The sequence below is a fragment of the Streptomyces ferrugineus genome (assembly GCF_015160855.1).
GTDB lineage: Bacteria > Actinomycetota > Actinomycetes > Streptomycetales > Streptomycetaceae > Streptomyces > Streptomyces ferrugineus.
Window position 1 is genome coordinate 779,462 of the sequence record NZ_CP063373.1, and the last position, 23,431, is coordinate 802,892.

The following is a 23,431-nucleotide window of genomic DNA, read 5'->3' on the forward strand; positions in this document are numbered from 1 at the left end:
ACGGCCCCGCAGACGAGCGACGGCCTATCGCGGCACAACCAGCGGAGCGCTCAGGCGGTCGACCCACTTCCACGCGAGTTCCAGGACGACCGCCGCCCCCGCCGCGATCCCCACCGCGATCCACGGCATCGTCACCCCGACCAGCCGCAGGGCGAAGAACTCCTGCAGCCACGGCACCACCAGCACCAGCAGGAAGCCGAGGCCCATCGCGGCCACCAGGGCGACGCGCCACCAGGTGTACGGCCGGGCGATGATGGCCAGGACCCACATCGAGATCAGGAAGAGCGTCAGCGTGGCGACGCTCGTCTCGGCGTCCAGGGCGCCCTCGCCCGAGTAGTAGTGCCGGGCGATCAGATACGTCCCGAAGGTCGCCACCGCGGCCACGAACCCGCCCGGGACCGCGTACCGCATGACCCGCCGCACGAAGTGCGGTTTCGCGCGCTCCTTGTTGGGCGCGAGGGCCAGGAAGAAGGCCGGGACGCCGATGGTGAGGGTGGACAGGAGGGTCAGATGGCGGGGCAGGAAGGGGTACTCCACCTGCCAGAACACCACCATCAGGGCCAGGAGCACCGAGTAGACCGTCTTGACCAGGAACAGCGTCGCCACGCGCGTGATGTTGCCGATGACCCGGCGCCCCTCGGCCACCACCGACGGCAGCGTCGCGAAGCTGTTGTTCAGCAGCACGATCTGCGCCACCGCCCGGGTCGCCTCCGACCCCGAGCCCATCGCCACGCCGATGTCGGCGTCCTTGAGGGCCAGGACGTCGTTCACGCCGTCACCCGTCATCGCGACGGTGTGCCCGTGGGACTGGAGCGCGCCCACCATGTCCCGCTTCTGCTGCGGGGTGACCCGCCCGAACACGGTGCCGTCGTCGAGGGCCGTCGCCATCCCGTCCTTGTCGTGCGGGAGGGTGCGGGCGTCGACCGTGGTGCCGGTCAGGCCCAGCTTGGTCGCGACCGCGCCCACGGACACCGCGTTGTCCCCGGAGATCACCTTGGCGCGGACGTTCTGCTCCGCGAAGTAGCGCAGGGTGTCGGCGGCGTCGGGCCGCAGCCGCTGTTCCAGTACGACGAGGGCGGCGGGCTTGGCGCCGTCGGCCACGTCGGGATCGTCGAGGTCGCGGCCGGCGCGGGCGAGCAGCAGGACCCGCAGTCCCTGTTCGTTGAGGCGATCGGTTTCGGCCAGGGCCGGGTCGTCGGCGGGGAGGAGGACGTCGGGGGCGCCCAGCAGCCAGGTACTGGCCTCGCCGTCGCCCTCGTTGAAGGTGGCGCCGCTGTACTTGCGGGCGGAGGAGAAGGGCAGCGACTCGGTGCAGCGCCAGTCCTCGGCGTCGGGGTAGGCGTCGATGATGGCCTGCAGGGAGGCGTTCGGGCGGGGGTCGGACTCGCCGAGGGCGCCGAGCACCTTGCGTACGTAGTCCTCGTCGGTGCCGTTGAGCGACCGCAGCTCCGTGACGTCCATGCCGCCCTCGGTGAGGGTGCCGGTCTTGTCCAGGCAGACGGTGTCGACGCGGGCGAGGCCCTCGATGGCGGGGAGTTCCTGGACCAGGCACTGCTTGCGGCCGAGCCGGATGACGCCGATGGCGAAGGCGACGGAGGTGAGGAGGACGAGCCCCTCCGGGACCATGGGCACGATGCCGCCGACGGTCCGGGCGATCGAGTCGTCGAGGTCCCTGTTCTTCACGGTCAGCTGGGTGACGATCAGACCGATCGCGGCCGGGATCATCATCCACGTCACGTACTTGAGGATGGTGGAGATCCCGGAGCGCAGCTCGGACTGGACGAGCGTGAACCGGGAGGCCTCCTCGGCGAGCTGGGCGGCGTAGGCCTCCCGCCCGACCTTGGTGGCCTGGAAGGCACCGCCGCCGGCGACCACGAAACTGCCCGACAGGACCGGATCCCCGGGGCGTTTGACGACCGGGTCGGCCTCCCCGGTGAGCAGCGACTCGTCGATCTCGAGACCGTCGGCCTCGACGCACACCCCGTCCACGACGGCCTTGTCGCCGGGCCCGATCTCTATCAGGTCGTCCAGCACGATCTCGGACGTACTGACCTCGGCGGCCGCCCCGTCCCTGCGCACGGTGGGGCGTGCCTCACCGATCACCGCGAGCGAGTCGAGGGTCTTCTTCGCCCGCCACTCCTGGATGATCCCGATGCCGGTGTTGGCGAGGATCACGAAGCCGAACAGGCTGTCCTGGATCGGCGCGACGAACAGCATGATCAGCCAGAGCACGCCGATGATCGCGTTGAACCGGGTGAAGACGTTGGCGCGGACGATGTCCGCCATGGACCGGCTGCTGCGCACCGGTACGTCGTTGATCTGCCCGCGCGCGACCCGCTCGGCCACCTCGGCGGCGGTCAGGCCGCCCGTCGCCACCGGGACGACGTCCGGCCGCACAGGGTTGTCGACTTCGGTTTCGGTGCCCGCGTCGGCATGCGTCATGCATTCGACGGTACGTGCGGATTTACGGCTTCACCCGCCGAGTGGGCGGAAGTTCCGACTCGGGGAGGACGGGGTGTCGTGCCCCGGTAGTAGGGCGTGGCACCTCAGGACCACTCGGGAAGACTCAGGACGACTGGGGTTCGCCGGTGGTCTCCCGGGGCTCCGCCGGGACGGCCGCCGCCCTCTTGATCGCCGCGTCGCGCTTGCGGACGTACCAGATGCCGATCAGCCCCAGCCCGCCGCCGGCCAGGCAGGTCCACAGCCACCAGGTGTGGCCGTGGTCGTCGAACCAGCCGTAGAAGGGGAGCTGGACGACGAAGAGGACGAACCAGAGGATCGTGCCGCCGGTGATGGTCGCGACCACGGGCCCTTCCAGGGGCTCCGGCGCCTCGTGCTTGGGGGATCCCGAAAAGAACGTGGCCATGGGGCACAGCTTACGAGGCCGTCGGGTCTACGCGCGGAGATGGCCGATCCCGCCTTCATATGTTCATACTGAAACGGTTTTATGTCTGACCACTTCTCATCGTAGGAAACAACAAACGCATGCCCGCATACGGCGCACTCGACCGCTTCTTCAAGATCTCGGAGCGGGGCAGCACCCTGCCCCGCGAGATCCGCGGCGGTTTCGCCACCTTCTTCGCGATGGCGTACATCATCGTGCTGAACCCGATCATCCTCGGCAGCGCGAAGGACATGTACGGCCATCAGCTGGACAACGGCCAACTGGTCACCGCGACCGCCCTGACGGCGGCGTTCACCACGCTGCTGATGGGCGTCATCGGCAACGTGCCGATCGCGCTCGCCGCCGGTCTCGGAGTGAACTCGGTCGTCGCGCTCCAGCTCGCGCCCCGGATGTCCTGGCCGGACGCGATGGGCATGGTGGTGCTGGCCGGTTTCGTGGTCATGCTGCTCGTGGCCACCGGTCTGCGCGAGCGGGTCATGAACGCCGTGCCCTTCAGCCTGCGCAAGGCGATCTCCATCGGTATCGGCCTGTTCATCATGCTGATCGGCCTCGTCGACTCCGGCTTCGTCTCCCGCATCCCGGACGTCGCCCGGACGACGGTCCCGCTCCAGCTCGGCCTCGACGGGCACCTCAACGGCTGGCCGGTCCTCGTCTTCATCCTCGGCGCCCTGCTCACCCTCGCGCTGATGGTCCGCAAGGTACCCGGCGCGATCCTGATCTCGATCGTCGCGATGACCGTGCTCGCGGTCGTCATCGAGGCGGTCGCCAAGGTGCCCTCCTGGGGCCTGACCACCCCGAAGTGGCCCGGCAACCCGGTCGCGAGCCCCGACTTCGGCCTGATCGGCGAGGTCAGCCTCTTCGGCGGCTTCGACAAGGTCGGCGCGCTGACCGGCACCCTCTTCGTCTTCACGGTCCTGCTGTCCTGCTTCTTCGACGCCATGGGAACGATCATGGGCGTCAGCGACGAGGCGAAGCTGACCGACGCCCAGGGGCAGATGCCGGGCATCAACAAGGTCCTGTTCGTGGACGGCCTCGCCGTCGCCACGGGCGGTGCCGGCTCCGCCTCGGCGACCACGGCCTTCGTGGAGTCCACGGCCGGCGTCGGCGAGGGCGCACGTACCGGATTCGCCAACGTCGTCACCGGTGCCCTCTTCGGCGTGGCGCTGTTCCTGACGCCGGTCGCCACCATGGTCCCGTCGCAGGCGGCCACCCCGGCCCTGCTCGCGGTCGGCTTCCTGATCCTCGCGAACTCCGTCAAGGAGATCGACTGGGCCGACTACACGGTCGCCGTCCCGGCCTTCGTGACGATGGTGATGATGCCGTTCACCTACTCGATCACCAACGGCATCGGCATGGGCTTCATCACCTTCGCGGTGCTGCGCCTGGCCGCCGGGCGCGGCCGTGAGGTGCCGGTCGCGATGTACGTGGTGGCGGCGGTCTTCGCCTTCTACTACCTGATGCCGGCGCTGGGACTGACGTAGGCCGACCCCCGCGGGCCGGTCTCACGTGAGCCCGTAGAACTTCTCGGTCTCCTCGACCGCGGACTGGAACCGCTCGTCGAAGTCATCGCGAATGAGCGTCCGCACGACGTAGTCCTGGACGCTCATTCCTCTTTTCGCCGCATGCTCTCGGAGTCGTTCGAGCAGCTCGTGGTCTATCCGCAGGCTGAGCACGCTGGTCCCCATGGACACGAGGGTTGCCGCATCCGTCGGTGCGATGGGTCACGTTTCGCCACTGGATCACCCGGATGAGTGATAGTGCGCCGAGTGGTCTTTAGTCAGGGTAATGAGGTATGCTAAAGAACATGTCGGACCTTACCCATGGCGACGACGCTGCCGCCGTGAACTCCCTGCGCTCCGCCGTGATGCGACTGTCGCGCCGGCTCAAGCACCAGCGGGTCGACGAGTCGCTGAGTCCCACCGAGATGTCGGTGCTGGGCACCCTCTCCCTCTGTGGCCGGGCCACCCCGGGTGAGCTGGCCCGCAAGGAGCACGTCCAGCCGCCGTCGATGACCCGCATCGTGGCCCTGCTGGAGGCCAAGGGACTGGTCCGCCTGGAGCCGCACCCCGAGGACCGGCGCCAGAAGGTCGTCACGAAGACCGAGCAGGCCGAGGCGATGCTCGAAGAGAGCCGCCGCAAGCGCAACGCCTTCCTGGCCACCCTGGTCGAGGGTCTCGACGAGGACGAGTGGGCGAAACTGCGCGCCGCCGCCCCCGTGCTGGAGAAGCTCGCACACCTGTAAGCCGTTTCGCGAGGAGGCGAACCCCCATTGAGTACGGGATCCGGAGCAGCTTCCGCCCCCGCACCGACCACCCCTTCTACCGCCGTTCCCCGCAAGTCCTCGATGTTCAGCTCGCTGAAGGTCAGGAACTACCGCCTCTTCTTCCTCGGCCAGGTCGTCTCCAACACCGGCACCTGGATGCAGCGCATCGCCCAGGACTGGCTGGTGCTCACCCTCACCGGCTCCTCGGCCGCCGTCGGCATCACCACGGCCCTGCAGTTCCTGCCGATGCTGCTCTTCGGCCTCTACGGCGGCGTCCTCGTCGACCGGCTGCCCAAGCGCCGTACGCTGCTCGTCACCCAGTCCGCGATGGCGGTCACGGGTCTCGTTCTGGCCTTTCTGACGCTCACCGGACATGTCCAGGTCTGGCACGTCTACCTCGCCGCCTTCGCCGTCGGCCTCGCCACGGTCGTCGACAACCCGGCCCGCCAGTCCTTCGTGAGTGAGATGGTCGGCCCCGACCAGCTCCAGAACGCGGTCAGCCTGAACTCCGCGAACTTCCAGTCGGCCCGGCTGATCGGCCCCGCCGTGGCCGGCCTGATGATCACCGGCGTCGGCACCGGCTGGGCGTTCCTAGCCAACGGCCTGTCCTTCGTGGCGCCCATCACCGGACTGCTGCTGATGCGGGCGCGTGAGCTGCACGCCGTCGAGCGGGCGCCGCGCGGCAAGGGGCAGCTGCGGGAGGGACTGCGCTATGTCGCCGGGCGCCCGGAGCTGATCTGGACCATCGTCCTCGCGGGTTTCGTCAGCACCTTCGGCTTCAACTTCCCGGTCTACCTCTCCGCCTTCGCCGACGACGTCTTCCACGCCGGCGCGGGCTCCTACAGCCTCTTCAACACGCTGATGGCGGTCGGCTCCCTGGCGGGAGCGCTGCTCGCGGCCCGGCGCGGTACGGCCCGGATGCGGGTGCTGATCGCGGGCGCGGTGGCCTTCGGCACGATGGAGATCGTGGCCGCGTTCGCCCCGTCGCTGTGGCTGTTCGCCCTGCTCATGGCCCCGATCGGGATGTTCGGCATGACGGTGAACGTCACCGCCAACAGCAGCATCCAGATGGCCACCGACCCGGGCATGCGGGGCCGTGTGATGGCCCTGTACATGATGGTGTTCATGGGCGGAGCACCGCTGGGAGCCCCGATCGCCGGCTGGATCACCGACACCTACGGCGTCCGGGCGGGCCTGGCGGTGGGCGGCGCGATCACGGCCGTCGCCGCCGTGACGATCGCCCTGGCCCTGGCCCGCGTGGGCGGCCTGCGGCTGTCGGTCGGCTGGAACCACGGGCATCCGCAGGTGCGGTTCGTGCCGCGCGAGCGGGAGCGGGAGGCGGAGCGGTTGGCGACGGTGGCCTGAGGGCCGGTGCGCGGCCCGGAGGGCGAACCTCAGGGCCGGCGGGTCAGCACCTGCGGATCAGACTCTGCGGGCCAGCACCTGCCCCGGCCAGTCGTCCTTGCCGGTGTAGGTCTCGGTGCGGACGAAGCCGTGGCTCTCGTAGTAGCGGACGAGCTTGCCGTCGTCGCCCGCGTAGCAGTCCACCCGCAGCAGCGAGACGCCCGCCTGCCGGGTCACCTCGGCGGCGTGCGCCAGCAGGGCGCCGCCCACGCCGTACCCCTTGAAGCGGCGGTCGGAGGCGAGCCAGTGGATGTACCGCTCGGGCTCGCCGGGCGGCGGGAGGTGGGCCAGGTAGGCGCCGGGCGAGTCGGTGAGGGTGAGGGTGGCGGCGGGCACGCCGTCGACCTCGGCGATGAAGGCATGGCCCTCGTCCATGTGACGCGTCACCGACTCCGCCGTCGTCGGGCGCTGCGACAGCGGCTTCGTCCCCCACTGCCCCGGCCGCCCCTGTGCCACCAGCCACTCCACGCAGCTGTCGAGCATGCCGAGTATCACGGGGAGGTCGTCGGGTCCGCCGTCTCTGATGGTGATCGTGCTCCCGTTGTCCATGGCCCCATGATCTCCGGTGCGGAGCCGGTCAGCCGCGGGGGAATTCGTCGGTCTTGAGGACGAGGTCGACTACGGTCCCGGTCAGGTCGATCTCGTCGCCGAAGTCGAGGCTGAGCTCGCCTCGGTACTCGCCGTCCTTCGGCTGGGTGTGCAGGTGCCACTGCGCGGTGTACGGGTCCACGATCAGGTACACCGGCACCTCGGCGAGGGCGTAGGCGGTCTTCTTGGGGCCGTAGTCGTTGGCGGCGGTGTCCTTGGAGATGACTTCGGCGACGAATTCGACGTCCTTGTAGTGCCAGCGACCCTTGTCGTCCAAGTGCGCGTCGTCGGCGATCAGAGTCACGTCGGTGGCGAATCCATTGAGCCGGCCGGGGTAGTCGATGCGTACGTCGGACATCAGGCGCTGCCTGGGATACCTACTGCGCAGCTGGTCGAGGATGTCGAAGATGATTTGCCAGTGAGTGCGGCGTTGCGGCGACATGCAGATCTGCCCCCCGACGATCTCGGTCTTGTATCCCTCGGGGATGGGCATCTTCTCCAGCCACCCGAACATCGTGTCGAGTGTGAGCTCGTCACTGCTTTCGGCCATCTCGATCCTGTCGTCAAGGACGGTCATCGTGGCGCTCCTCCCCGGCTGCCGCTCGGTCACGGTCAGCCGCGCAGTACAACGATACGCACAGTGACCGGGACACGGGTGGGCGTACATGTGTTCGGCAGTGAGACTGGACGCATGAGACTCTTCGCCGCCGTCCTGCCCCCCGAGGAAGTGATCCAGGAACTCGCCCTGGAAGTGGCCGCGCTGCGGAAGCTCCCCGGCGCGGACGGACTGCGCTGGACCGGCCGCCCGGGGTGGCACTTCACCCTCGCCTTCTACGGCGAGGTCGACGACGACGTCGTACCGGATCTGTCGGCCCGGCTGGAGCGCGCCGCGCACCGTACGCCGCCCTTCCGGCTGGCGCTGCGCGGCGGCGGCCAGTTCGGGCACGGGCGCGTCCTGTGGGCGGGCGCGGAGGGGGACCTGGCGACCGTGCGCCTGCTGGCCGACCGGAGCGAGGCGGCGGCGCGGAAGGCGGGGGTGGACATGGGGGAGCACCGCCGTTACAAGGCCCACCTCACGGTGGCCAGGAGCCGGTCGGCGGTGAACGTACGGGCGTATCTCGCGGCCCTCGCCGAGTTCACGAGCCGTACCTGGACCGTGGGCGAGCTGGTGCTGATGCGCAGCAATCTGCCGACGTCCGGGATCGCGGGTGAGCAGCCCCGTTACGAGGCGGTCGCCCGCTGGCCGCTCGGGGCGCCCGGTTAGGCTCGTACCCGTGGACCCGAAGACCCGGAACCGGATCATGGCCGGTGCGCTCGTGCTGATGTTCGTCGTCGTCGCCCTGGCCTCCGCGCTCGGCAGGTGAGCGCGGCGGCCCGCTCACGCGGTGCCGAAGACGCCGTCCGGATCGACGCGGCGGCGCAGTTCCGTCAGCCGGGCATGGGTCGGGGTGTCGTACGCCTCGGGCAGGCGGCCCCGGTCGTCCCGGTCGAGGAAATTGACGTACACCCCCTCGCCGTACGGCGTGAGGGCGGCGACGAAGTCCCGCGCCCAGGCCCGCTCGACGGCGCCGAGGGAGTCGTCCTGCCGGGGCAGCCACACCGCGTTGACGTTGAGGTGGTGGGGCACGGCCCGGTGGGCGAAGGAGGTGGCGGCGGGGTCGGTCTCGGCGACGGCGCCGCCGAGGTGGAAGAGGATCGCGTAGCTGCGCGTGGAACGGGCCCGGGCGGCGTGCTCGGTCATGGTGTCGATCACGTCGTCGTCCAGCTCCCGCAGTCCGGTCGACTTCCAGTAGTAGTGCCAGCCGGCCGGGACGACCGTGTCGAACATCGACTGGAGTGCCGTATAGGGGCGTCGGCGGACCAGGTCCAGCAGCGGGCGGCCCAGAGCGCGCAGCGGGGCCAGCAGTCGTTCCGCCGCGTCCCCGTCGGCCAGCGCCAGCATGGTGATCATGCAGACCGGGCGGCCGTGCGTCTCGACCGGCAGGAAGGGCGCGGCGGGCGCGCGGCGCAGCGTCACGACGGTGGCGACCTCGGGCGGTGCGCAGGCGGCGTGCTCCCGGTAGGCGCGCAGGACGGCGGGGGCGTCCTCGAGCGGCCACAGGACCGGCCCGGCGAGCACCTCCGGGCCCACCGGGTGGAGCCGGTACGTGAAGGAGGTGACCGCGCCCAGCCCGCCCCCGCCGCCCCGAAGTCCCCAGAACAGCTCCGGTTCGTCGTGCTCGTCGGCGGTCAGGGGCCGTCCGTCGGCGGTGATCAGCTCGGCCCGCGTGAGGTTGTCGACCGTCAGACCGTGGCGGCGCATCAGCCAGCCCAGACCGCCGCCCAGGGTGAGCCCCGAGATCCCGGTGTGGGAGACGACCCCTCCGGTCACCGCGAGCCCGAACGCCTGGGCGGCGGTGTCGAGTTCGCCCCAGAGCGTGCCGGGCCCGGCGGTCGCCGTGCGCCGGGCCGGGTCGACGCTCACGCTCTTCATCGCGGAGAGGTCGACGACCAGCCCGTCGTCGCACAGCGCGTTCCCGGCCACCCCGTGCCCGCCGCCCCGCACCGTGACGGCCAGCCCCCGCTCGCGGGCGAACCCGATGGCGGCGGCCACGTCGGAGGGGGAGAGACAGCGGGCGATGAAGCGTGGGCGGCGGTCGACGGCGCCGTTCCACACGGCGCGTACGGCGTCGTAGTCGGCGTCGCGCGGGGTGACGAGGCGGCCGCTGAAACCGGGGACGGTGGTGGAGCGGGTCCGTGTGCGCACCGTGCGCCAGGGCGGGTCGCGCCGCGGAGCCGTGGCGGACGGCACCGCCTCCGGGGGCAGCGGCTGCGGGCCGCCGGGCGCGCGGCGGTGTTCGGCCCGGCGCCGGGCCCGTGTCTGCGGGTAGGAGTTCCAGGTGGGCAGCGCCCGGCGCAGGTCGCGCGGGCCCTCGACCCGGATCGCGCCGGACTTGAGCGCCGTGGACCACTCGACCAGGCCGAGGTGCCAGCGCGCGAAGGCCAGCGGGTCGTCGACGGTGACCACCAGGTCGTCACCGAATCCGGGGTCGAACCCGCAGACCTCGCCCCGGCCCCGTTCCAGGAGCAGCCATACCCGGGTGAGGGCGCCGGGGGACCGGGAGCTGTGGGCCGCGCCTGAGCCGTCGGCCGCTCCGGAGCCGTCGGGCGCGAACTCGAACCGCACCACCACCCGCCGCTCGGGCAGCAGGTCGCGGCGCAGCGACGACTGGCACCAGGACCACACCACCAGGTCCGGATCGGCGTCCTCGGCGGTGACGTCCATCCAGCGCTCCGCCCAGTCACCGAGCGCCTGGAGCACCGGCCACAGCTCCCGGCCCGACGGGGTGGGCAGGTAGTACGAGCCCCGGCCGTCCGGCTTGGGGCGGACCGTGACGACGCCGGCGCGCTCCAGCTCCCGCAGCCGCCGGGCCAGCAGCGCGCGCGACAGGCCGGGGGCGCCGGCCGCGATCTCGTTGAAGGTACGGCAGCCCAGCAGCACGTTGCGCAGGATGATCGGCGTCCACCGCTCGGCGATGAGCCCGGAACCTCTCGCGATGGGGCAGAACTGCCCGTAGCTGCGCACGACACCAGTGTCGGGCCGGGGGTGCGCGACGACCAGTTCTGTTTGTGAACCGCGGGGGTTCACAGAGTGTCCTGGCCCGCTCCCGCCGCCCGGTCGACGCTCGAAGGGAAGCGGGGGAAGCGGGGGAAGCGGGACAGCGCGAAAGCGCGAATGCGGGAAAGGGGTGAACGACATGACCACACGCATCGAGGCCGCCTGGGAGAAGTCCACCACCGCCGAGAACTACGAGCGCCACCTCGTCCCGGTGCTCTTCGAGCCGTGGGCGCGGACGCTGGTCGACCTCGTCGGCCCACGGCCGGGTGAGCGGGTGCTCGACCTGGCCTGCGGGACGGGTGTGGTGGCCCGGAAGGCGGCTGCCGCGGTGGGGCCGACGGGCAGGGTGACGGGCGTCGACCTGAACGAGGACATGCTGACCCTGGCCCGCCGGCACACCCCGTCCGGCGGCGCTCCGATCACCTGGAAGCAGGCCGACGCGCTGGACACGGGCCTGCCCGGCGACGCCTTCGACATCGCGTTCTGCCAGCAGGGGCTGCAGTTCTTCCCCGACCGGCTGCTGGCCCTGCGTGAACTGCGCCGGGTGATGGCTCCCGGCGGCCGGGTCGCGCTCAGTGTCTGGTGCGACGACCGGTCACCGGGGTTCCACCCCTTCGAGTCCGCCTTCGAGGAGACGCTGACGACTCCCGGTCCGGCGGTACGGTTCCTGCACGCGATCTTCGACCTGGCCGACCCGGCGGAACTGCACCGCCTGCTCACCGAGGCGGGCTTCACCGACGTGCGGGTCACCCGGGTCACCCGCACGGTCCGCTGCACCTCGGCCCACGCCTGGGTCGAGGCCTTCCTGGACGCGGCGCCGCTCCCGTCCATCCCCGGGCCCGAACGGGACACCGTCGCCTCGAAGGTGACGGGGCGTCTGACGCCGTGCGTGGCCAACGGGTTGGCGTTCCCGGTGGCGGCGAACGTGGCGCTGGCGGAGCGCCGAGGATCTTGACGCTAACTGGAAGTTAGTGCTTTCCTGTGGGGAGCGTCAGCTTGAACTTTCAATATCTATCGAGAGTGAGCACCCGTGACCCCCACCACGCCTGCCCGCAGGGCGCTCGTAGCAGCCGTCCTGGTGTCCACGGCCCTCCTGGGCGCCGCCACCGTCCCCGCCGCCGCGGCACCTTCCGCATCCGCCGCGTCCGACTACGCCGGTTACGCCGGCTACGGCGATCACGCCCGCCTCGGCTACCAGAAGGCCGTCACTGAGCGCGTCCTCAAGGGCGTGTTCGAGCAGGGCGACACCGAGGTCGTCGACCGCTACGTCCGCCCCGACTACATCCAGCACAACCCGCTCGCGCCGGACGGGGCGGAGGCGCTGAAGAACCTGGGCGTCTCGATCCACCAGCAGTTCCCGGACGCCGAGTACGACATCGAGCGGGTCATCTCCGAGGGCGACCTGGTGCTGGTGCACTCGAACGTGGTGATGACTCCGGGCACGCGGGGCATGGCGGTCTTCGACATCTTCCGCTTCCAGGGCGGGAAGATCGCCGAGCACTGGGATGTGGGGCAGGCGGTCCCCGAGACTTCGGCCAACGGCAACGACATGTTCTCGACGGAGAGCTGGCCGCGGACCCAGCGGCCGGGGCCGGGGTGGCTGACGGCGTACAACAAGCGGCTCGTCACCGAGGCCTTCGACCAACTCCTCGTCCGCAAGGACCTGTCCGCGATCGACCGGTACTGGGGTCCCGAGTACCACCAGCACAACCCGGCCATCGCGGACGGCGTGGCGGGCGTGAAGGCCGGGCTGGGCGGGTACTTCGAGGCGTTCCCGCAGCTGACGGTCACGCCGAAGCGGGTGATCGCGCAGGGCGACCTGGTGGCGGTCCACAGCCACTATGTGAACGCGCCGGGGGAGCGGGGGCAGGCGATCGTGGATCTGTTCCGGGTGCGGGGCGGGAAGATCGTGGAGCACTGGGACGTGATCCAGGACGTGCCGGCCTCGTCGGCGAACGACAACACCATGTTCTAGTGCCACAAAAAAATGTGGGTGGATGTCGATCCAGGGAGGCTCTGTACGACGCACAGGTGAGAGAAGGACACCCACACGAGAGGCGAAGGCCATGCCCAAGGTCCGGGTACACAACGTGACGATCTCCCTCGACGGCTTCGCGGCCGGCCCGAACCAGCGGCTGGACGCTCCGTTCGGCGACGGCGTCGGCTGGGGCGACGACCTGCACAGCTGGTTCATCTCCGCGACGCAGGACGCGGCCGCGGGGAAGACCGGGATCGACGTCGACTACTTCGTCCGCGGCGATCAGAACATCGGCGCCACGATCATGGGGCGGAACATGTTCGGGCCGCAGCGCGGGCCGTGGCAGGACGAGTCCTGGCAGGGCTGGTGGGGCGACAACCCGCCCTACCACCACGACGTCTTCGTGCACACCCACCATCCGCGCCCGGCGCTGGAGATGGCCGGCGGAACCACCTTCCACTTCACCGACGAGCCGCTGGAGACGGTGCTCCGGCGCGCGTTCGACGCCGCGGACGGCAAGGACGTCCGGATCGGCGGCGGAGCGGCGGTCATCCAGCAGTATCTGCGCGCCGGGCTGATCGACGAACTCCACCTGGTGATCGCGCCGATGCTCATCGGGCGCGGGGAGCGGCTGCTCGACAACCTGGGCGACGGGATCGACGGCTACCGGGTGTCCGAACTGGTCGGCTCACCGAACGTCACACACGCGGTGCTGGTCCGCCGCTGAGAGCGCCGACGGGGAGTCAGGCCGCGTAGGGCTCGCCCAGGTCCCACGCCTGGTACATCGCCTCCGCGAACGCCTCCGCGATCCTGTGCTCGCCGCTCGCGTTCGGATGGGTGCCGTCGTAGGTGTCGAGATGGATGTCGTACGACGGTGGCGGCGACGCCAGGAGCAGGGGTGAGCGGGGCTCGTCCAGGTCCGCGACCGCCTTCGCCAGCAGTTCGTTGAAGCGGGCGACCTCGGCGGCGAAGGGCGCGTCCGACTCGGCGCGCACGTTCGGGACGACGGGGAGGACGACCATGCGGACGCGTGGGTTCGCCGCGCGGGCCTCGGCGACGAACTCCCGCACGTTCCCCGCCGTCTGCTCGGCGTTCGTGTAGAAGCCCAGGTCGATCAGGCCCAGCGACACCAGCAGCACGTCCGCCCGGCACGACCGCACCGCCTCGCCGATGAGCGGCGCCATGTGCAGCCAGCCCTCGCCCCAGCCGGCCAGATGGGCGCGGGGGAAGGCGGGGTCGGCGTACTCGTACGACGTGGGTGCGTCGGTCGCCTTGTCGTACAGCGTCTCGCGCGGGCCGACGAGCGCGAAGGGGCCGCCGTACGTCTCACGCAGGTGCCGCCACATGCGGTAGCGCCATGTGTGTTCGCCGGCGCTGCCGATGGTCATGGAGTCGCCGACGGGCATGAACCTGAGCATCCGCTCATGATGGACGATCGCTACCGGGCGGTAGGGGCGGGAGGGGTGTGAAGCGCGCCACGCTCCGAGAGGTCCACCCGCTCCGAGGGGCCGCCTCGCCGCCCGCCTCGCCGCCGAACCGCCGAATCGCCGGGCCGGATGGCAGTCTTGGGTCATGCGTCGACCGTTCGCCCTTATCGCCGGGATCCTGCTCGTGGGCACCTGTGCCCTGCCCGCCTCCGCCGCCGACGGCGACGAGGGCTTCACGATCAAGGACCCGCGCATCACGGAGTCCAGCGGCCTCGCCGCCTCACGTCAGCACCCGGGCATCTACTGGACGCACAACGACCAGGACAAGGGCGCCTACCTCTACGCCGTGGACAGCGGCACCGGCGAGACGGTCGCGACGATCACCATGACGGGCGTCGGCACCCCGCGGGACGTAGAGGCGATCTCCATGGGCCCGAACAACGAGCTGTGGGTCGGCGACATAGGCGACAACGACGGTGTGCAGTGGCCGTATGTGTGGATCTACCGCCTCCCCGAGCCCAAGAACCTCAAGGACCAGACGATCCGGGCCACGCAGTACGTGGTGAAGTACTCCGACGGCACCCGCGACGCCGAGTCGATGGCCGTGCACCCCAAGACCGGCCGGGTGTACCTCATCGACAAGCAGGAGGAGGGCGGCCACCTGTACGAGGGACCGGCCGAGCTCTCCCCCTCGGGCACCAACGTCTTCAAGCCCACGGTCCCCGTCGACCTGTGGGCCACCGACGCCGCCTTCTCCCCGGACGGCGACACGCTCGCCGTACGCGGCTACCTCGGCGGCATCGCGTACGACTGGAACGGCGGCGAACTCAAGCGCCTGGAGCGCATCAGCGTGACCCTCGGCACCCAGGGCGAGTCCGCCACCTACACCCCCGACGGCACCAAACTCCTGCTCGGCAGCGAGGGCGCCGACAGCGAGGTGGTGGCCAACGACGCCCCCGGCGCCGCGGGATCCTCCGACTCCTCCTCCGGCAACGGCAGTTCGGCCTCCTCCGACGACGACGACAACGGCCCCGCCGGCGACCTCAAGGTCGGCGCCGTGGCCGTGGTCGTCGCGTGCGTCGTCCTGTTCGGTCTGCGGCGGCTGTTCCGGCGGGGGTGAGGGGGCGGGCCCTGATAGCTTCACCGGTGCCCAGGACGCGATCTTGCACGAAGGTTCAACCGTCTCCCCATGGACAATCCACCCATAGCCCCCGAAGCCGCGCTGGTGCTCAGACACAACCGCACGCTGCTCCACCGGCACATAGCTACGCGCCTCACGCTGGCCGTCGCCCTCTTCGCCGTGCCGTATGTGGCGCACCTGGTCGGTTATGACGCCGCCCTGCCCGCGTTCGCCGTCCCGGCCGGTTTCTTCGTGCTGATCTTTCTCCTGCTCCGGTTGCGCCACGGGGCGCGGCTCAAGGTGTGCGAGAAGGTACTGCGCACCTACCCCATGGAGTACCGCACGCGGGTGTCCAAGAAGGGCTCGGAGTGGAAGTACCTCGGGGATGTGCACACCGTCCGGCTCTCGGTGCGCGGGCAGCACGGTGCCCCTTCGCTGCGCGCGGTCAACGCCTCGACGGTGCGCCGCTGGCCGGAGGAGGCCGAAGGGGGCGGCTGTTGGTTCGCCGGTGACCCGGCCTTCGGCGGCGTCATGATCGTGCCGGGGAGCAACGCCATGCTCTTCGTGCAGCCCGCGCCCTGGGCGAAGTACGAGCAGGAGCGCGCGCAGGCCGGTCCGCAGCGCAGGGCGCTTGCCGAACAGGCCGGAATCTCCCGGCTGCTGGAGAAGGAACCGAACATCATGGTGGGCGGATGAAGCGCGTCCTCGGGTGGGTGTGCGGTGTCGCTCTCGCCCTCGTCGGCACGTTCTGGCTCGTCACCGCCACCGCCGACCTCGCGCTGTCGGCCGGGATCTACGGCACAGCGGGCACGTACAAGGTGGAGCGCTGCTACGACACCGACCTCAGCGGCAAGAACTCCGACTACGACTGCCACGGGAACTTCACGCCGGACGGCGGCACCGCTGCCGGCGCGGAATACGTGCGCCTGGAGAGCACCGGACACGACTACCCCGACGGCTACGAGTTCGACGCACGGCAGGGCATCGAGCCGGACACGGTTCAGCGGTTCGGGTTCTGGGGCGTCGTGGGTGAGCTCTGGCAGGTCGCGGTCTGTGTGGTGGTCCTCGCGGTTCTCGCGTACCAGGCGATCAAGCCGCGCGGCCAGGCCGCCCGCCGCGAGTCCCACCGCCGGGAGCCGTCCCGGCGCCAGAAGGTGGCCGACCGAGTGGGCTACGCCGTCGTGGTCGCCCTCCCCGTGGCCGTCCTGAGCTGGATCGCCATGGTCGCCGAGCCGATGCCCTAGCCCACTTGGCCCTGTCCCTGAGCAGGACCCTCCAGCGGCCGTACCTCGTAGTGCAGCGTCGGTGTCCCCATCAGCCGGTGTGTCAGCGGCACCACCACGCCCTGCAGGACGGGGTGCTTGTGGCGCAGGAGCTTCGCCGCGTGCTGGTCCTCCGCGCTGCCGGGGGCCAGCAGGCGGGCCCGGGCGTGGATCTCCGGGCCGGTGGGGCGGCCGCGGAAGGTGGCGGGGGCGACCTCGATCTCGGGGTCGCGGCGGAGGCGTTTGACCTTGCCCGCCTTGCCCGGGGTGCGGAAGTACGCGTGGTCGCCGTCGACGGCGATGTTCACGGGGGTGCCGACGCCCGTGCCGTCCCTGCGGTGGCTGGTGAGCAGGACGGCCCACTGCTTGACGAAGCGGGCTAGCTCGGGGGCGGGCTCTGTGCGCGGAGTGTCCATGTCTCCATGGAGGCACCGTCCGCCCCGCTTGTCATCCCTCCCCGCCGCGCTCCTTGGCCCGTCGGGCGGCGAAGACCTCCAGCCCGTCCAGGATCCGCTGCAACCCGAACTCGAAGTGGTCGAAGTCGGGACCCCAGGTGTTCTCGTCGAGGGAGGCCATCAGGGGGTAGCGCCCGGACGCCAGGACCTTCTCCAGGACCGGGGCCTGCGCCGCCCAGAACTCCGTGTCCGTCAGGCCCGTCCGGCGCTCCGCCTCCCGCTGGTACAGCTGGGTGCGCGCCGCGCCGACCACATAGCCGTCGATCATGATGATCGCGGAGACCAGCTCGACGTCGCTCAGGCCCATCGGACGGATGAGTGAGAGCACCTTCTCCATGCCGTCCAGCGCGCTCGGACCGAGGATCGGGCGGGACTGGTTGACCTGGAGCAGCCAGGGGTGGCGGCGGTAGAGGTCGAGGCTCGCGCGGCCCATCGCCTCCAGCGCCGAGCGCCAGCCGCCGTCCCCGAGGTCGGCCGGGTTCTCGGAGGGGCGCTGCACGCGGTCCAGCATCAGGTCGAGCAACTCGGCCTTGCCCGGCAGATAGCGGTACAGCGACATCGTGCCGGTGCCCAGCTCGGCGGCGACCCGGCGCATGGACACCGACTCCAGGCCCTCGGCGTCCGCGACCCGGACGGCCGCCTCCACGATCTTGTCCAGGGTGAGCGTCGGCTTCGGCCCCCGGCTCGGCCGTCGGCCCGTGTCCCACAGCAGCTCCAGCGTGCGGACGATGTCGCCGCTGCCACTGGTCTCCGTACCGCCGGTGCCGCCCTTGCCGCTCGTCATGGGCCTCAGCTTAAGTCCTCGGGAAAAAACTGGGTACGGTGTACTCGCAATCGGGTACGCTGTACTCAGTTTATGGAGAGGGGGACCGTCCATGGGTGACGACGGATACGGCGACGGATGCGCGGTACGGGCCGAGGGACTGGAGAAGCGCTACGGCGACAAGCGCGCGCTCGACGGCTTCGACCTGACCGTCCGCGAGGGCACGGTGCACGGCCTGCTCGGGCCGAACGGCGCGGGCAAGACCACCGCCGTACGCATCCTGTCCACGCTGATCAGGCTGGACGGCGGCCGCGCCACGGTGGCCGGCCTGGACGTGGCCCGGCAGTCGCGCGAGGTGCGCGCGCGGATCGGCCTCACCGGGCAGTACGCCGCGGTGGACGAGGTGCTCACCGGCCGGCAGAACCTGGAGATGTTCGGCCGGCTCTTCCACCTCGGCGGCCGGCGGGCCAAGCTGCGCGCCATCGAGCTGCTGGAGCAGTTCGACCTGACCGACGCCGCGGACAAGGGAGTCGGCAAGTACAGCGGCGGCATGCGGCGCCGCCTCGACCTCGCCGCCTCGATGATCCTCGCCCCGGCCGTCCTCTTCCTGGACGAGCCGACGACGGGGCTCGACCCCCGCAGCAGGGGCGAAGTCTGGGAATCGGTACGGGCGTTGGTGGCGAGCGGCACGACCGTACTGCTGACGACCCAGTACCTGGAGGAGGCCGACAAGCTGGCCTCGCGCATCACCGTGATCGACCAGGGCCGGGCCATCGCCGACGACACCCCGGACGGGCTCAAGGGCCTCGTCGGCGGCGACCGTATCGAGGTCGTGGTCGCCGAGCGGTCCGACATCCCGCGCGTGGCGAAGGTCGTGGCCCGGGTCTCGGACGGCGAACCCGAGGCGGACGAGGAGGAGGCGCGGGTGCACGCCCCGGTCGTCGACCGGGTCTTCGCCCTGACGGAGGTCGCGCGCACGCTCCAGGACGAGGGCGTCCAGGTCGAGGACATCGGGTTGCGCAGGCCGAGCCTCGACGACGTGTTCCTGCGCCTGACCGGACACCGCACCGAGAAGACCGACCAGACCGAGAAGGGGGCCGTCGCATGACCGCCGTCGACCTGACCGTCCCGGCCGAGCGCAGCCGCCTGTACTGGACCCTCGCCGACGTCTGGAACGTCGTCCGCCGCGGTCTGACCCACTACCAGCGCCAACCGGTCAACATCGCCTGGCAGCTGGGCTTCCCGATCCTGTCCGTCCTGCTCTACGGCTATGTCTTCGGCAGCGCCATGAAGGTGCCCGGCGGCGGGGACTACACGCCCTACCTGATGCCGGGCATGTTCGTGATGACGATGGCGTTCGGCTTCATCAACACCGCCACGCTCGTCGTCTACGACTCGACGAAGGGCGTCATCGACCGTTTCCGCTCCATGCCGATGGCCTCGTCCGCGGTGGTCGCCGGGCGCGGCATCACCGATCTGCTCGCCGCCTGCGCGGAGTTGGCGATCATGATGCTGACCGCCCTCGCGATGGGCTGGCGGCCGGACGGCGGACTCGGCTTCCTCGGCGCCTTCGGTCTGCTGCTGTGGCTGCGGTTCGCGCTGATCTGGATCGGGGTGTGGCTGGGCCTGCTGGTCCCCAACCCGGAGGCCGCGGGCGGCCTGTTCGCCGTCGCCTTCCCACTCACGATGATCTCCAGCATCTTCGTCGCGCCGGTGCTGATGCCCGACTGGCTCGGCTGGGTGGCGGCCTGGAATCCGATCTCCTCCACGGCGGCGGCCACCCGCGAGCTGTTCGGAGTGCCGCCCGGGGCCCTGGCCGGGGACTCCTGGGTCGAGCAGCACGCACTGCTGATGGCGGGGGTGTGGCCGGTGATCCTGACGGCGATCTTCCTGCCGCTTGCGGTGCGCAGGTTCCAGAAGCTGAGCCGGTGACGTCGTAAAGCCGCCGTAGTTCTTGACGTGTTCATGTGACCCGACTTCCATGGAGGTGCGGGAGGTGGGAGCGCTCCCATCGGTTCCGGGCCCGCGCCTCCGAGAGGAAGCAGCGACATGTTCCGCAGCTTGCGAAGAGCGCTGTGCGCGGTGGCGGCGCTCCTGTTACCGCTGGCCGGGGTCGGCGCACAGCCGGCCCACGCCGCCGAGCCCGGCGCCGCACCGGCCGTTGAGGCGGGCGCCGGCTACTGGCACACGAGCGGCCGGCAGATCCTGGACGCGGCCGGGCAACCGGTCCGTATCGCCGGGATCAACTGGTTCGGCTTCGAGACCGGCAACCACGTCGTCCACGGCCTGTGGACGCGCGACTACAAGAGCATGCTCGACCAGATCGACTCGCTGGGCTACAACACCCTCCGCGTCCCCTTCAGCGACGACATCCTCAAGCCCGGCACCATGCCGGACAGCATCAACTTCGCCGACGGCAAGAACGCCGATCTGCGAGGGCTGACGTCCTTGCAGGTGATGGACAAGATCGTGGCGTACGCCGGTCAGGTCGGTCTGAAGATCGTCCTGGACCGGCACCGGCCGGACGCGGCCGGGCAGTCGGCGCTCTGGTACACGGCATCGGTGCCGGAATCGACGTGGATCGCCAACCTCAAGGCGCTGGCGGGCCGTTACGAGGGCGACAGCACCGTAGTGGGCATCGACCTGCACAACGAGCCGCACGATCCGGCCTGCTGGGGCTGCGGCGACACCACCCGCGACTGGCGCCTCGCCGCGCAACGCGCCGGGAACGCCGTCCTGTCCGTCAACCCCGACCTGCTGATCATGGTCGAGGGCGTCCAGTCGTACGACGGCGCCAACGGCTGGTGGGGCGGCAACCTCATGGGCGTCGCCCAGTACCCGGTCCAGCTCGACGTCCCGAACCGGCTGGTCTACTCCGCCCACGACTACGCGACCAGCGTGGCCCAGCAGCCCTGGTTCAGCGATCCGTCGTTCCCCGACAACATGCCGGGTGTCTGGGACAGGTACTGGGGTTACATCTTCAAGCAGAACATCGCGCCGGTCTGGCTCGGCGAGTTCGGTACGACACTCCAGTCGACGGTGGACCAGAGGTGGCTGGCCGCGCTCGTGAGCTACCTGCGGTCCACGTCGACGTACGGCGCGGACTCCTTCCACTGGACGTTCTGGTCCTGGAACCCCAACTCCGGTGACACGGGCGGGATCCTGAAGGACGACTGGACGACCGTGGACACCGTGAAGGACGGGTACCTGGCGAGCATCAAGGCGCCGGGCTTCCCCGGGGGCGGGGGCGGCGACCCGGACCCCGACCCGGGCGGCGGCACGGCGGCCTGCAGCGCCGCCTACACCGTCGGCGGCGACTGGGGCGGCGGCTTCAACGCCGAGGTGAAGGTGACCAACACGGGGACGGCGCCGATCAACTCCTGGAAGGTGACCTGGACGTGGTCCGGGTCCCAGCAGGTGACGTCCATGTGGAACGCGTCGTACACGCAGAGCGGGGGGACGGTGACCGCGTCCAACGCTGCGCACAACGGGTCGGTGCCGGTGGGTGGTTCCGCGACCTTCGGGTTCGGGGGCGCGCCTGGGGGTGGGGGTGTGCCGGGTGTGAGCTGTACGGCCGGCTAGGGGGTGTTTGGAAGGTCCAGTGCGGTGCCCGCGCCCGCCGCGGCGAGGGTGCGTGCCGGGCGTCGCGGGTGCCGTGCGGGACTCTCACAACACCCCCTGGTGCCGTGGTGGTGTCGGCCGGCCGTCTCCCGGGATCAGTGCGCCAGCGCGATGCCGAAGGCGTCGCCGTCGCTGCCCGCGGTGAAACCGAGGTCGGCTTCGGCGAGGGCCGTGGCCGATTCCAGGGTGCCGGGCCTGACCTTGAGCACGGTGACCGTGCCGGCCGCGTTGCCCGGGGCGCCGACCAGCGGTTCGACGCGGCCGTTGCCGTCGGTGTCCAGGGCGCCGACCGTCCAGCCGAAGTGGTCGGCGGCGGCCACGGCGCCCGGAACTCCCGCGGTGTCCTGGTCGATCCACAGCACGCCCTTGGTGGTGATGCCGCCGGTGGCGTTGCCGAAGAGGATCATGGCGGCGCCGGAGCCGGTGGCCGAGCCGGCGGCCTCGTTGCGCATGCCGATGACGAGGTCGTCCACGCCGTCGCCGTCGAAGTCGCCCGCGGCGAGTGAGGAGGCGAAGGAGTCCTCGGACTCGGGTCCGCCGGAGACGCCGGGCGAGGACTGGTCGAAGAGCTTCACGCGGCTGGTGGCGGACAGTCCCTGGGAGCCGCCGTAGAGGACGGCGAGCCGTCCGGCGGCACCCTTGGCGCCGACCTGCTGGTCGGAGACGCCGACGGCGACGTCGGCGTATCCGTCGTCGTTGAAGTGGCCGACGGCCAGCGCGCTGCCCGCGAACTCGCCGATGCCGGTGACGTTTCCGGAGTCGACGTATCCGCCGGATGCAGGGGCTCCGCTCTTGATGGGCCCGTACAGAATGTGCAGTGAGCCGCGGTCCGAACTGCCCGAGATCTGTTCGCCGATGGTGGCGGAGATCAGGTCGCCGACACCGTCGCCGTTGACGTCCGCGACGGCGAGCTGCTCGCCGAAGCGGTCCTCGGCCTCGGGGACGCCGGGGACGTTGGCGGTGGTCTGGTCGATCTGGACGGTGTCTGCGGCGTTGAGTCCGCTGGACGTGCCCAGCATGATCTTGACGGTGCCGGCGTTCGACGCGCCGTCGGCGCTGTCGAGGGGCTGGCCGACGGCGAGGTCGCAGTAGCCGTCGCCGTTGACATCGCCGGCGGCCAGCGAGTGGGCGAGGATCTCGTCCTTGGCGACGGAGCCGGGGTAGCCGGTGGTGTCCTCGGTGAAGACCTCGCTCGGCGAGTTGTAGATCCCGCCGGAGCTGCCGTAGTGCACGCTCAGCAGGCCGGCGCCCTCGGTGGTGCCGACGGCCTCCAGGGGGACGGAGACCGCCAGGTCGGCGTAGCCGTTGCTGTCGAAGTCGCAACTCGCCACCGACTGGCCGAAGCTGTCGTCCGCCTCCGGGTCGCCGGAGACGCCCGGGGACGCCTGGTCGATGCGGACCGCGCTGCTCGCCGGGCCGGTCGAGGTGCCGTTGGCGATGATGACCGATCCCGCGCGCGCGTGACCGCCGACGGTGTTCCCGGGCAGGCCGACGGTGAGGTCCGGCTTGCCGTCGCCGTTGAAGTCGTACGGCGCGGCAGCCCCGCCGGATCCGGCGACGAGCGCGACCGTGGCCGCCGCACCCGCGCACACGAGCAGGGCGACGGCCGTGTGCCATGCCCTGGGCCGACGTCTGGTTGCCTTCTCTTCGGCCATGACTGCCCTTCACTTCTCTGCGGCCGTACGGGAGTCCCCGTGACGGGAAATCGCTGTGGAGACCCGTGACCGGAGGGTGCGGACCACTGTCACGGAGACCCGGCCGCGCGGTCGACGACGCAGGTTATCCCGGCTTTCATCTCGACTTGATCACGGCTGGAAGCATGCCGGACGAGCCGATCTGGTGCTGGCCGAAAACGTTTGTGCCTGATCAGAGGGGGCAGTCACCTGTCTGGAGATCCCGTGACCACCGTGTGCGGGGCGGACGTAGCGGGTGATCTCGTTATAAATCCGTTGTCATGGGCATAGTCAGGGCGCTTCTGATCATCTACCGTGTACGCCGCTCGGGTGCGTCTGCCCTCCGGTACCGACCGCATCCGGCTCCCCTGCTC

23 protein-coding genes are annotated in these 23,431 nt (G+C 70.5%); 13 read left to right on the forward strand and 10 right to left on the reverse strand.

The genetic code is table 11. The features are described from left to right. Nucleotides 1–24: 24 nt before the first annotated feature. The gene (locus tag IM697_RS03775) at nucleotides 25–2,442 is read right to left on the reverse strand and encodes an HAD-IC family P-type ATPase (protein ID WP_194044654.1); all 2,418 of its coding nucleotides are present in this window, start codon (nucleotides 2,440–2,442) and stop codon (nucleotides 25–27) included. A gap of 124 nt (nucleotides 2,443–2,566) precedes the next feature. Next, complete coding sequence (locus IM697_RS03780) at nucleotides 2,567–2,866, reverse strand: DUF2530 domain-containing protein (RefSeq protein WP_194044656.1); 300 nt, start codon at nucleotides 2,864–2,866, stop codon at nucleotides 2,567–2,569. 119 nt (nucleotides 2,867–2,985) lie between these two features. On the opposite strand from IM697_RS03780, the gene IM697_RS03785 reads away from it, so the two are divergent. Beyond that, the gene (locus IM697_RS03785) at nucleotides 2,986–4,386 is read left to right on the forward strand and encodes an NCS2 family permease (protein WP_194044658.1); all 1,401 of its coding nucleotides are present in this window, start codon (nucleotides 2,986–2,988) and stop codon (nucleotides 4,384–4,386) included. Nucleotides 4,387–4,407: 21 nt separating this feature from the next. Here the strand turns inward: IM697_RS03785 and IM697_RS03790 are convergent, their stop codons facing one another. Next, nucleotides 4,408–4,590, reverse strand: a complete 183-nt coding sequence (locus tag IM697_RS03790; protein ID WP_048581217.1) for a ribbon-helix-helix protein, CopG family — start codon at nucleotides 4,588–4,590, stop codon at nucleotides 4,408–4,410. Between the two features lie 119 nt (nucleotides 4,591–4,709). On the opposite strand from IM697_RS03790, the gene IM697_RS03795 reads away from it, so the two are divergent. Further along, the gene (locus IM697_RS03795) at nucleotides 4,710–5,147 is read left to right on the forward strand and encodes a MarR family winged helix-turn-helix transcriptional regulator (RefSeq protein ID WP_194044660.1); all 438 of its coding nucleotides are present in this window, start codon (nucleotides 4,710–4,712) and stop codon (nucleotides 5,145–5,147) included. 27 nt (nucleotides 5,148–5,174) lie between these two features. Beyond that, nucleotides 5,175–6,533, forward strand: coding sequence for an MFS transporter (locus tag IM697_RS03800; RefSeq protein ID WP_194044662.1), 1,359 nt, complete (start codon nucleotides 5,175–5,177; stop codon nucleotides 6,531–6,533). Between the two features lie 57 nt (nucleotides 6,534–6,590). Here IM697_RS03800 and IM697_RS03805 read toward each other — a convergent pair whose 3' ends face one another. Then, the gene (locus IM697_RS03805) at nucleotides 6,591–7,121 is read right to left on the reverse strand and encodes a GNAT family N-acetyltransferase (protein WP_194044664.1); all 531 of its coding nucleotides are present in this window, start codon (nucleotides 7,119–7,121) and stop codon (nucleotides 6,591–6,593) included. Nucleotides 7,122–7,149: 28 nt separating this feature from the next. After that, on the reverse strand, nucleotides 7,150–7,737 hold the full coding sequence (locus tag IM697_RS03810) for a Uma2 family endonuclease (protein ID WP_194044666.1): 588 nt from the start codon (nucleotides 7,735–7,737) through the stop codon (nucleotides 7,150–7,152). A 114-nt stretch (nucleotides 7,738–7,851) separates the two neighbouring features. Between IM697_RS03810 and thpR the strand changes: the two genes are divergently transcribed. Then, complete coding sequence (gene thpR, locus IM697_RS03815) at nucleotides 7,852–8,424, forward strand: RNA 2',3'-cyclic phosphodiesterase (protein ID WP_194044668.1); 573 nt, start codon at nucleotides 7,852–7,854, stop codon at nucleotides 8,422–8,424. Between the two features lie 114 nt (nucleotides 8,425–8,538). Here the strand turns inward: thpR and IM697_RS03825 are convergent, their stop codons facing one another. Continuing rightward, nucleotides 8,539–10,725, reverse strand: a complete 2,187-nt coding sequence (locus IM697_RS03825; RefSeq protein ID WP_194044670.1) for an FAD-binding protein — start codon at nucleotides 10,723–10,725, stop codon at nucleotides 8,539–8,541. A gap of 172 nt (nucleotides 10,726–10,897) precedes the next feature. On the opposite strand from IM697_RS03825, the gene IM697_RS03830 reads away from it, so the two are divergent. The 3 genes from IM697_RS03830 to IM697_RS03840 all read left to right on the forward strand — a co-directional run bounded on the left by IM697_RS03830 (nucleotide 10,898) and on the right by IM697_RS03840 (nucleotide 13,463). Beyond that, nucleotides 10,898–11,713 carry a class I SAM-dependent methyltransferase gene (locus IM697_RS03830; RefSeq protein WP_194044672.1) on the forward strand — a complete coding sequence of 272 codons (816 nt, stop codon included), beginning with the start codon at nucleotides 10,898–10,900 and terminating at the stop codon, nucleotides 11,711–11,713. 75 nt (nucleotides 11,714–11,788) lie between these two features. After that, nucleotides 11,789–12,733, forward strand: a complete 945-nt coding sequence (locus tag IM697_RS03835; RefSeq protein WP_194044674.1) for a nuclear transport factor 2 family protein — start codon at nucleotides 11,789–11,791, stop codon at nucleotides 12,731–12,733. A gap of 91 nt (nucleotides 12,734–12,824) precedes the next feature. Next, nucleotides 12,825–13,463: a dihydrofolate reductase family protein gene (locus IM697_RS03840; RefSeq protein WP_194044676.1), complete on the forward strand. Its 639-nt coding sequence runs from the start codon at nucleotides 12,825–12,827 to the stop codon at nucleotides 13,461–13,463. Between the two features lie 16 nt (nucleotides 13,464–13,479). Here the strand turns inward: IM697_RS03840 and IM697_RS03845 are convergent, their stop codons facing one another. Further along, nucleotides 13,480–14,154 carry an SGNH/GDSL hydrolase family protein gene (locus IM697_RS03845; RefSeq protein WP_194044678.1) on the reverse strand — a complete coding sequence of 225 codons (675 nt, stop codon included), beginning with the start codon at nucleotides 14,152–14,154 and terminating at the stop codon, nucleotides 13,480–13,482. Nucleotides 14,155–14,308: 154 nt separating this feature from the next. Between IM697_RS03845 and IM697_RS03850 the strand changes: the two genes are divergently transcribed. From IM697_RS03850 to IM697_RS03860, 3 genes are all read left to right on the forward strand, one after another. Further along, nucleotides 14,309–15,283 (forward strand): WD40 repeat domain-containing protein, encoded by a 975-nt coding sequence (locus IM697_RS03850; RefSeq protein ID WP_194044680.1) that lies wholly within the window; start codon nucleotides 14,309–14,311, stop codon nucleotides 15,281–15,283. A gap of 69 nt (nucleotides 15,284–15,352) precedes the next feature. Beyond that, nucleotides 15,353–15,979: a hypothetical protein gene (locus tag IM697_RS03855; protein ID WP_194044681.1), complete on the forward strand. Its 627-nt coding sequence runs from the start codon at nucleotides 15,353–15,355 to the stop codon at nucleotides 15,977–15,979. Beyond that, nucleotides 15,976–16,527: a hypothetical protein gene (locus IM697_RS03860; RefSeq protein ID WP_194044682.1), complete on the forward strand. Its 552-nt coding sequence runs from the start codon at nucleotides 15,976–15,978 to the stop codon at nucleotides 16,525–16,527. The genes IM697_RS03855 and IM697_RS03860 overlap by 4 nt, the downstream gene beginning before the upstream one ends. Here IM697_RS03860 and IM697_RS03865 read toward each other — a convergent pair. Both IM697_RS03865 and IM697_RS03870 read right to left on the reverse strand, forming a co-directional pair. Next, nucleotides 16,524–16,961, reverse strand: a complete 438-nt coding sequence (locus IM697_RS03865) for a PPOX class F420-dependent oxidoreductase (RefSeq protein WP_194044684.1) — start codon at nucleotides 16,959–16,961, stop codon at nucleotides 16,524–16,526. The genes IM697_RS03860 and IM697_RS03865 overlap by 4 nt on opposite strands. 31 nt (nucleotides 16,962–16,992) lie before the next feature. Beyond that, nucleotides 16,993–17,784 carry a TetR/AcrR family transcriptional regulator gene (locus IM697_RS03870; protein WP_194044686.1) on the reverse strand — a complete coding sequence of 264 codons (792 nt, stop codon included), beginning with the start codon at nucleotides 17,782–17,784 and terminating at the stop codon, nucleotides 16,993–16,995. 91 nt (nucleotides 17,785–17,875) lie between these two features. On the opposite strand from IM697_RS03870, the gene IM697_RS03875 reads away from it, so the two are divergent. The 3 genes from IM697_RS03875 to IM697_RS03885 all read left to right on the forward strand — a co-directional run bounded on the left by IM697_RS03875 (nucleotide 17,876) and on the right by IM697_RS03885 (nucleotide 21,345). Further along, the gene (locus tag IM697_RS03875) at nucleotides 17,876–18,871 is read left to right on the forward strand and encodes an ATP-binding cassette domain-containing protein (protein WP_194044693.1); all 996 of its coding nucleotides are present in this window, start codon (nucleotides 17,876–17,878) and stop codon (nucleotides 18,869–18,871) included. Next, on the forward strand, nucleotides 18,868–19,695 hold the full coding sequence (locus IM697_RS03880; protein WP_194044694.1) for an ABC transporter permease: 828 nt from the start codon (nucleotides 18,868–18,870) through the stop codon (nucleotides 19,693–19,695). Before IM697_RS03875 ends, IM697_RS03880 begins: the two co-directional genes overlap by 4 nt. Nucleotides 19,696–19,812: 117 nt before the next feature. Then, on the forward strand, nucleotides 19,813–21,345 hold the full coding sequence (locus IM697_RS03885) for a cellulase family glycosylhydrolase (RefSeq protein WP_194044695.1): 1,533 nt from the start codon (nucleotides 19,813–19,815) through the stop codon (nucleotides 21,343–21,345). A 134-nt stretch (nucleotides 21,346–21,479) separates the two neighbouring features. Here the strand turns inward: IM697_RS03885 and IM697_RS03890 are convergent, their stop codons facing one another. Continuing rightward, entirely contained in the window at nucleotides 21,480–23,039 is a 1,560-nt protein-coding gene (locus IM697_RS03890) for an FG-GAP repeat protein (protein WP_194044696.1), read from the reverse strand. Nucleotides 23,040–23,431 lie beyond the last annotated feature (392 nt).

Coding starts and splice junctions, on each gene's coding strand:
- IM697_RS03775 (WP_194044654.1), bottom strand. CDS start 2,442: ATGACGCATGCCGACGCGGGCACCGAAACCGAAGTCGACAACCCTGTG.
- IM697_RS03780 (WP_194044656.1), bottom strand. CDS start 2,866: ATGGCCACGTTCTTTTCGGGATCCCCCAAGCACGAGGCGCCGGAGCCC.
- IM697_RS03785 (WP_194044658.1), top strand. CDS start 2,986: ATGCCCGCATACGGCGCACTCGACCGCTTCTTCAAGATCTCGGAGCGG.
- IM697_RS03790 (WP_048581217.1), bottom strand. CDS start 4,590: ATGGGGACCAGCGTGCTCAGCCTGCGGATAGACCACGAGCTGCTCGAA.
- IM697_RS03795 (WP_194044660.1), top strand. CDS start 4,710: ATGTCGGACCTTACCCATGGCGACGACGCTGCCGCCGTGAACTCCCTG.
- IM697_RS03805 (WP_194044664.1), bottom strand. CDS start 7,121: ATGGACAACGGGAGCACGATCACCATCAGAGACGGCGGACCCGACGAC.
- IM697_RS03810 (WP_194044666.1), bottom strand. CDS start 7,737: ATGACCGTCCTTGACGACAGGATCGAGATGGCCGAAAGCAGTGACGAG.
- thpR (WP_194044668.1), top strand. CDS start 7,852: ATGAGACTCTTCGCCGCCGTCCTGCCCCCCGAGGAAGTGATCCAGGAA.
- IM697_RS03830 (WP_194044672.1), top strand. CDS start 10,898: ATGACCACACGCATCGAGGCCGCCTGGGAGAAGTCCACCACCGCCGAG.
- IM697_RS03840 (WP_194044676.1), top strand. CDS start 12,825: ATGCCCAAGGTCCGGGTACACAACGTGACGATCTCCCTCGACGGCTTC.
- IM697_RS03845 (WP_194044678.1), bottom strand. CDS start 14,154: ATGCTCAGGTTCATGCCCGTCGGCGACTCCATGACCATCGGCAGCGCC.
- IM697_RS03850 (WP_194044680.1), top strand. CDS start 14,309: ATGCGTCGACCGTTCGCCCTTATCGCCGGGATCCTGCTCGTGGGCACC.
- IM697_RS03855 (WP_194044681.1), top strand. CDS start 15,353: ATGGACAATCCACCCATAGCCCCCGAAGCCGCGCTGGTGCTCAGACAC.
- IM697_RS03860 (WP_194044682.1), top strand. CDS start 15,976: ATGAAGCGCGTCCTCGGGTGGGTGTGCGGTGTCGCTCTCGCCCTCGTC.
- IM697_RS03865 (WP_194044684.1), bottom strand. CDS start 16,961: ATGGACACTCCGCGCACAGAGCCCGCCCCCGAGCTAGCCCGCTTCGTC.
- IM697_RS03870 (WP_194044686.1), bottom strand. CDS start 17,784: ATGACGAGCGGCAAGGGCGGCACCGGCGGTACGGAGACCAGTGGCAGC.
- IM697_RS03875 (WP_194044693.1), top strand. CDS start 17,876: ATGGGTGACGACGGATACGGCGACGGATGCGCGGTACGGGCCGAGGGA.
- IM697_RS03880 (WP_194044694.1), top strand. CDS start 18,868: ATGACCGCCGTCGACCTGACCGTCCCGGCCGAGCGCAGCCGCCTGTAC.
- IM697_RS03885 (WP_194044695.1), top strand. CDS start 19,813: ATGTTCCGCAGCTTGCGAAGAGCGCTGTGCGCGGTGGCGGCGCTCCTG.
- IM697_RS03890 (WP_194044696.1), bottom strand. CDS start 23,039: ATGGCCGAAGAGAAGGCAACCAGACGTCGGCCCAGGGCATGGCACACG.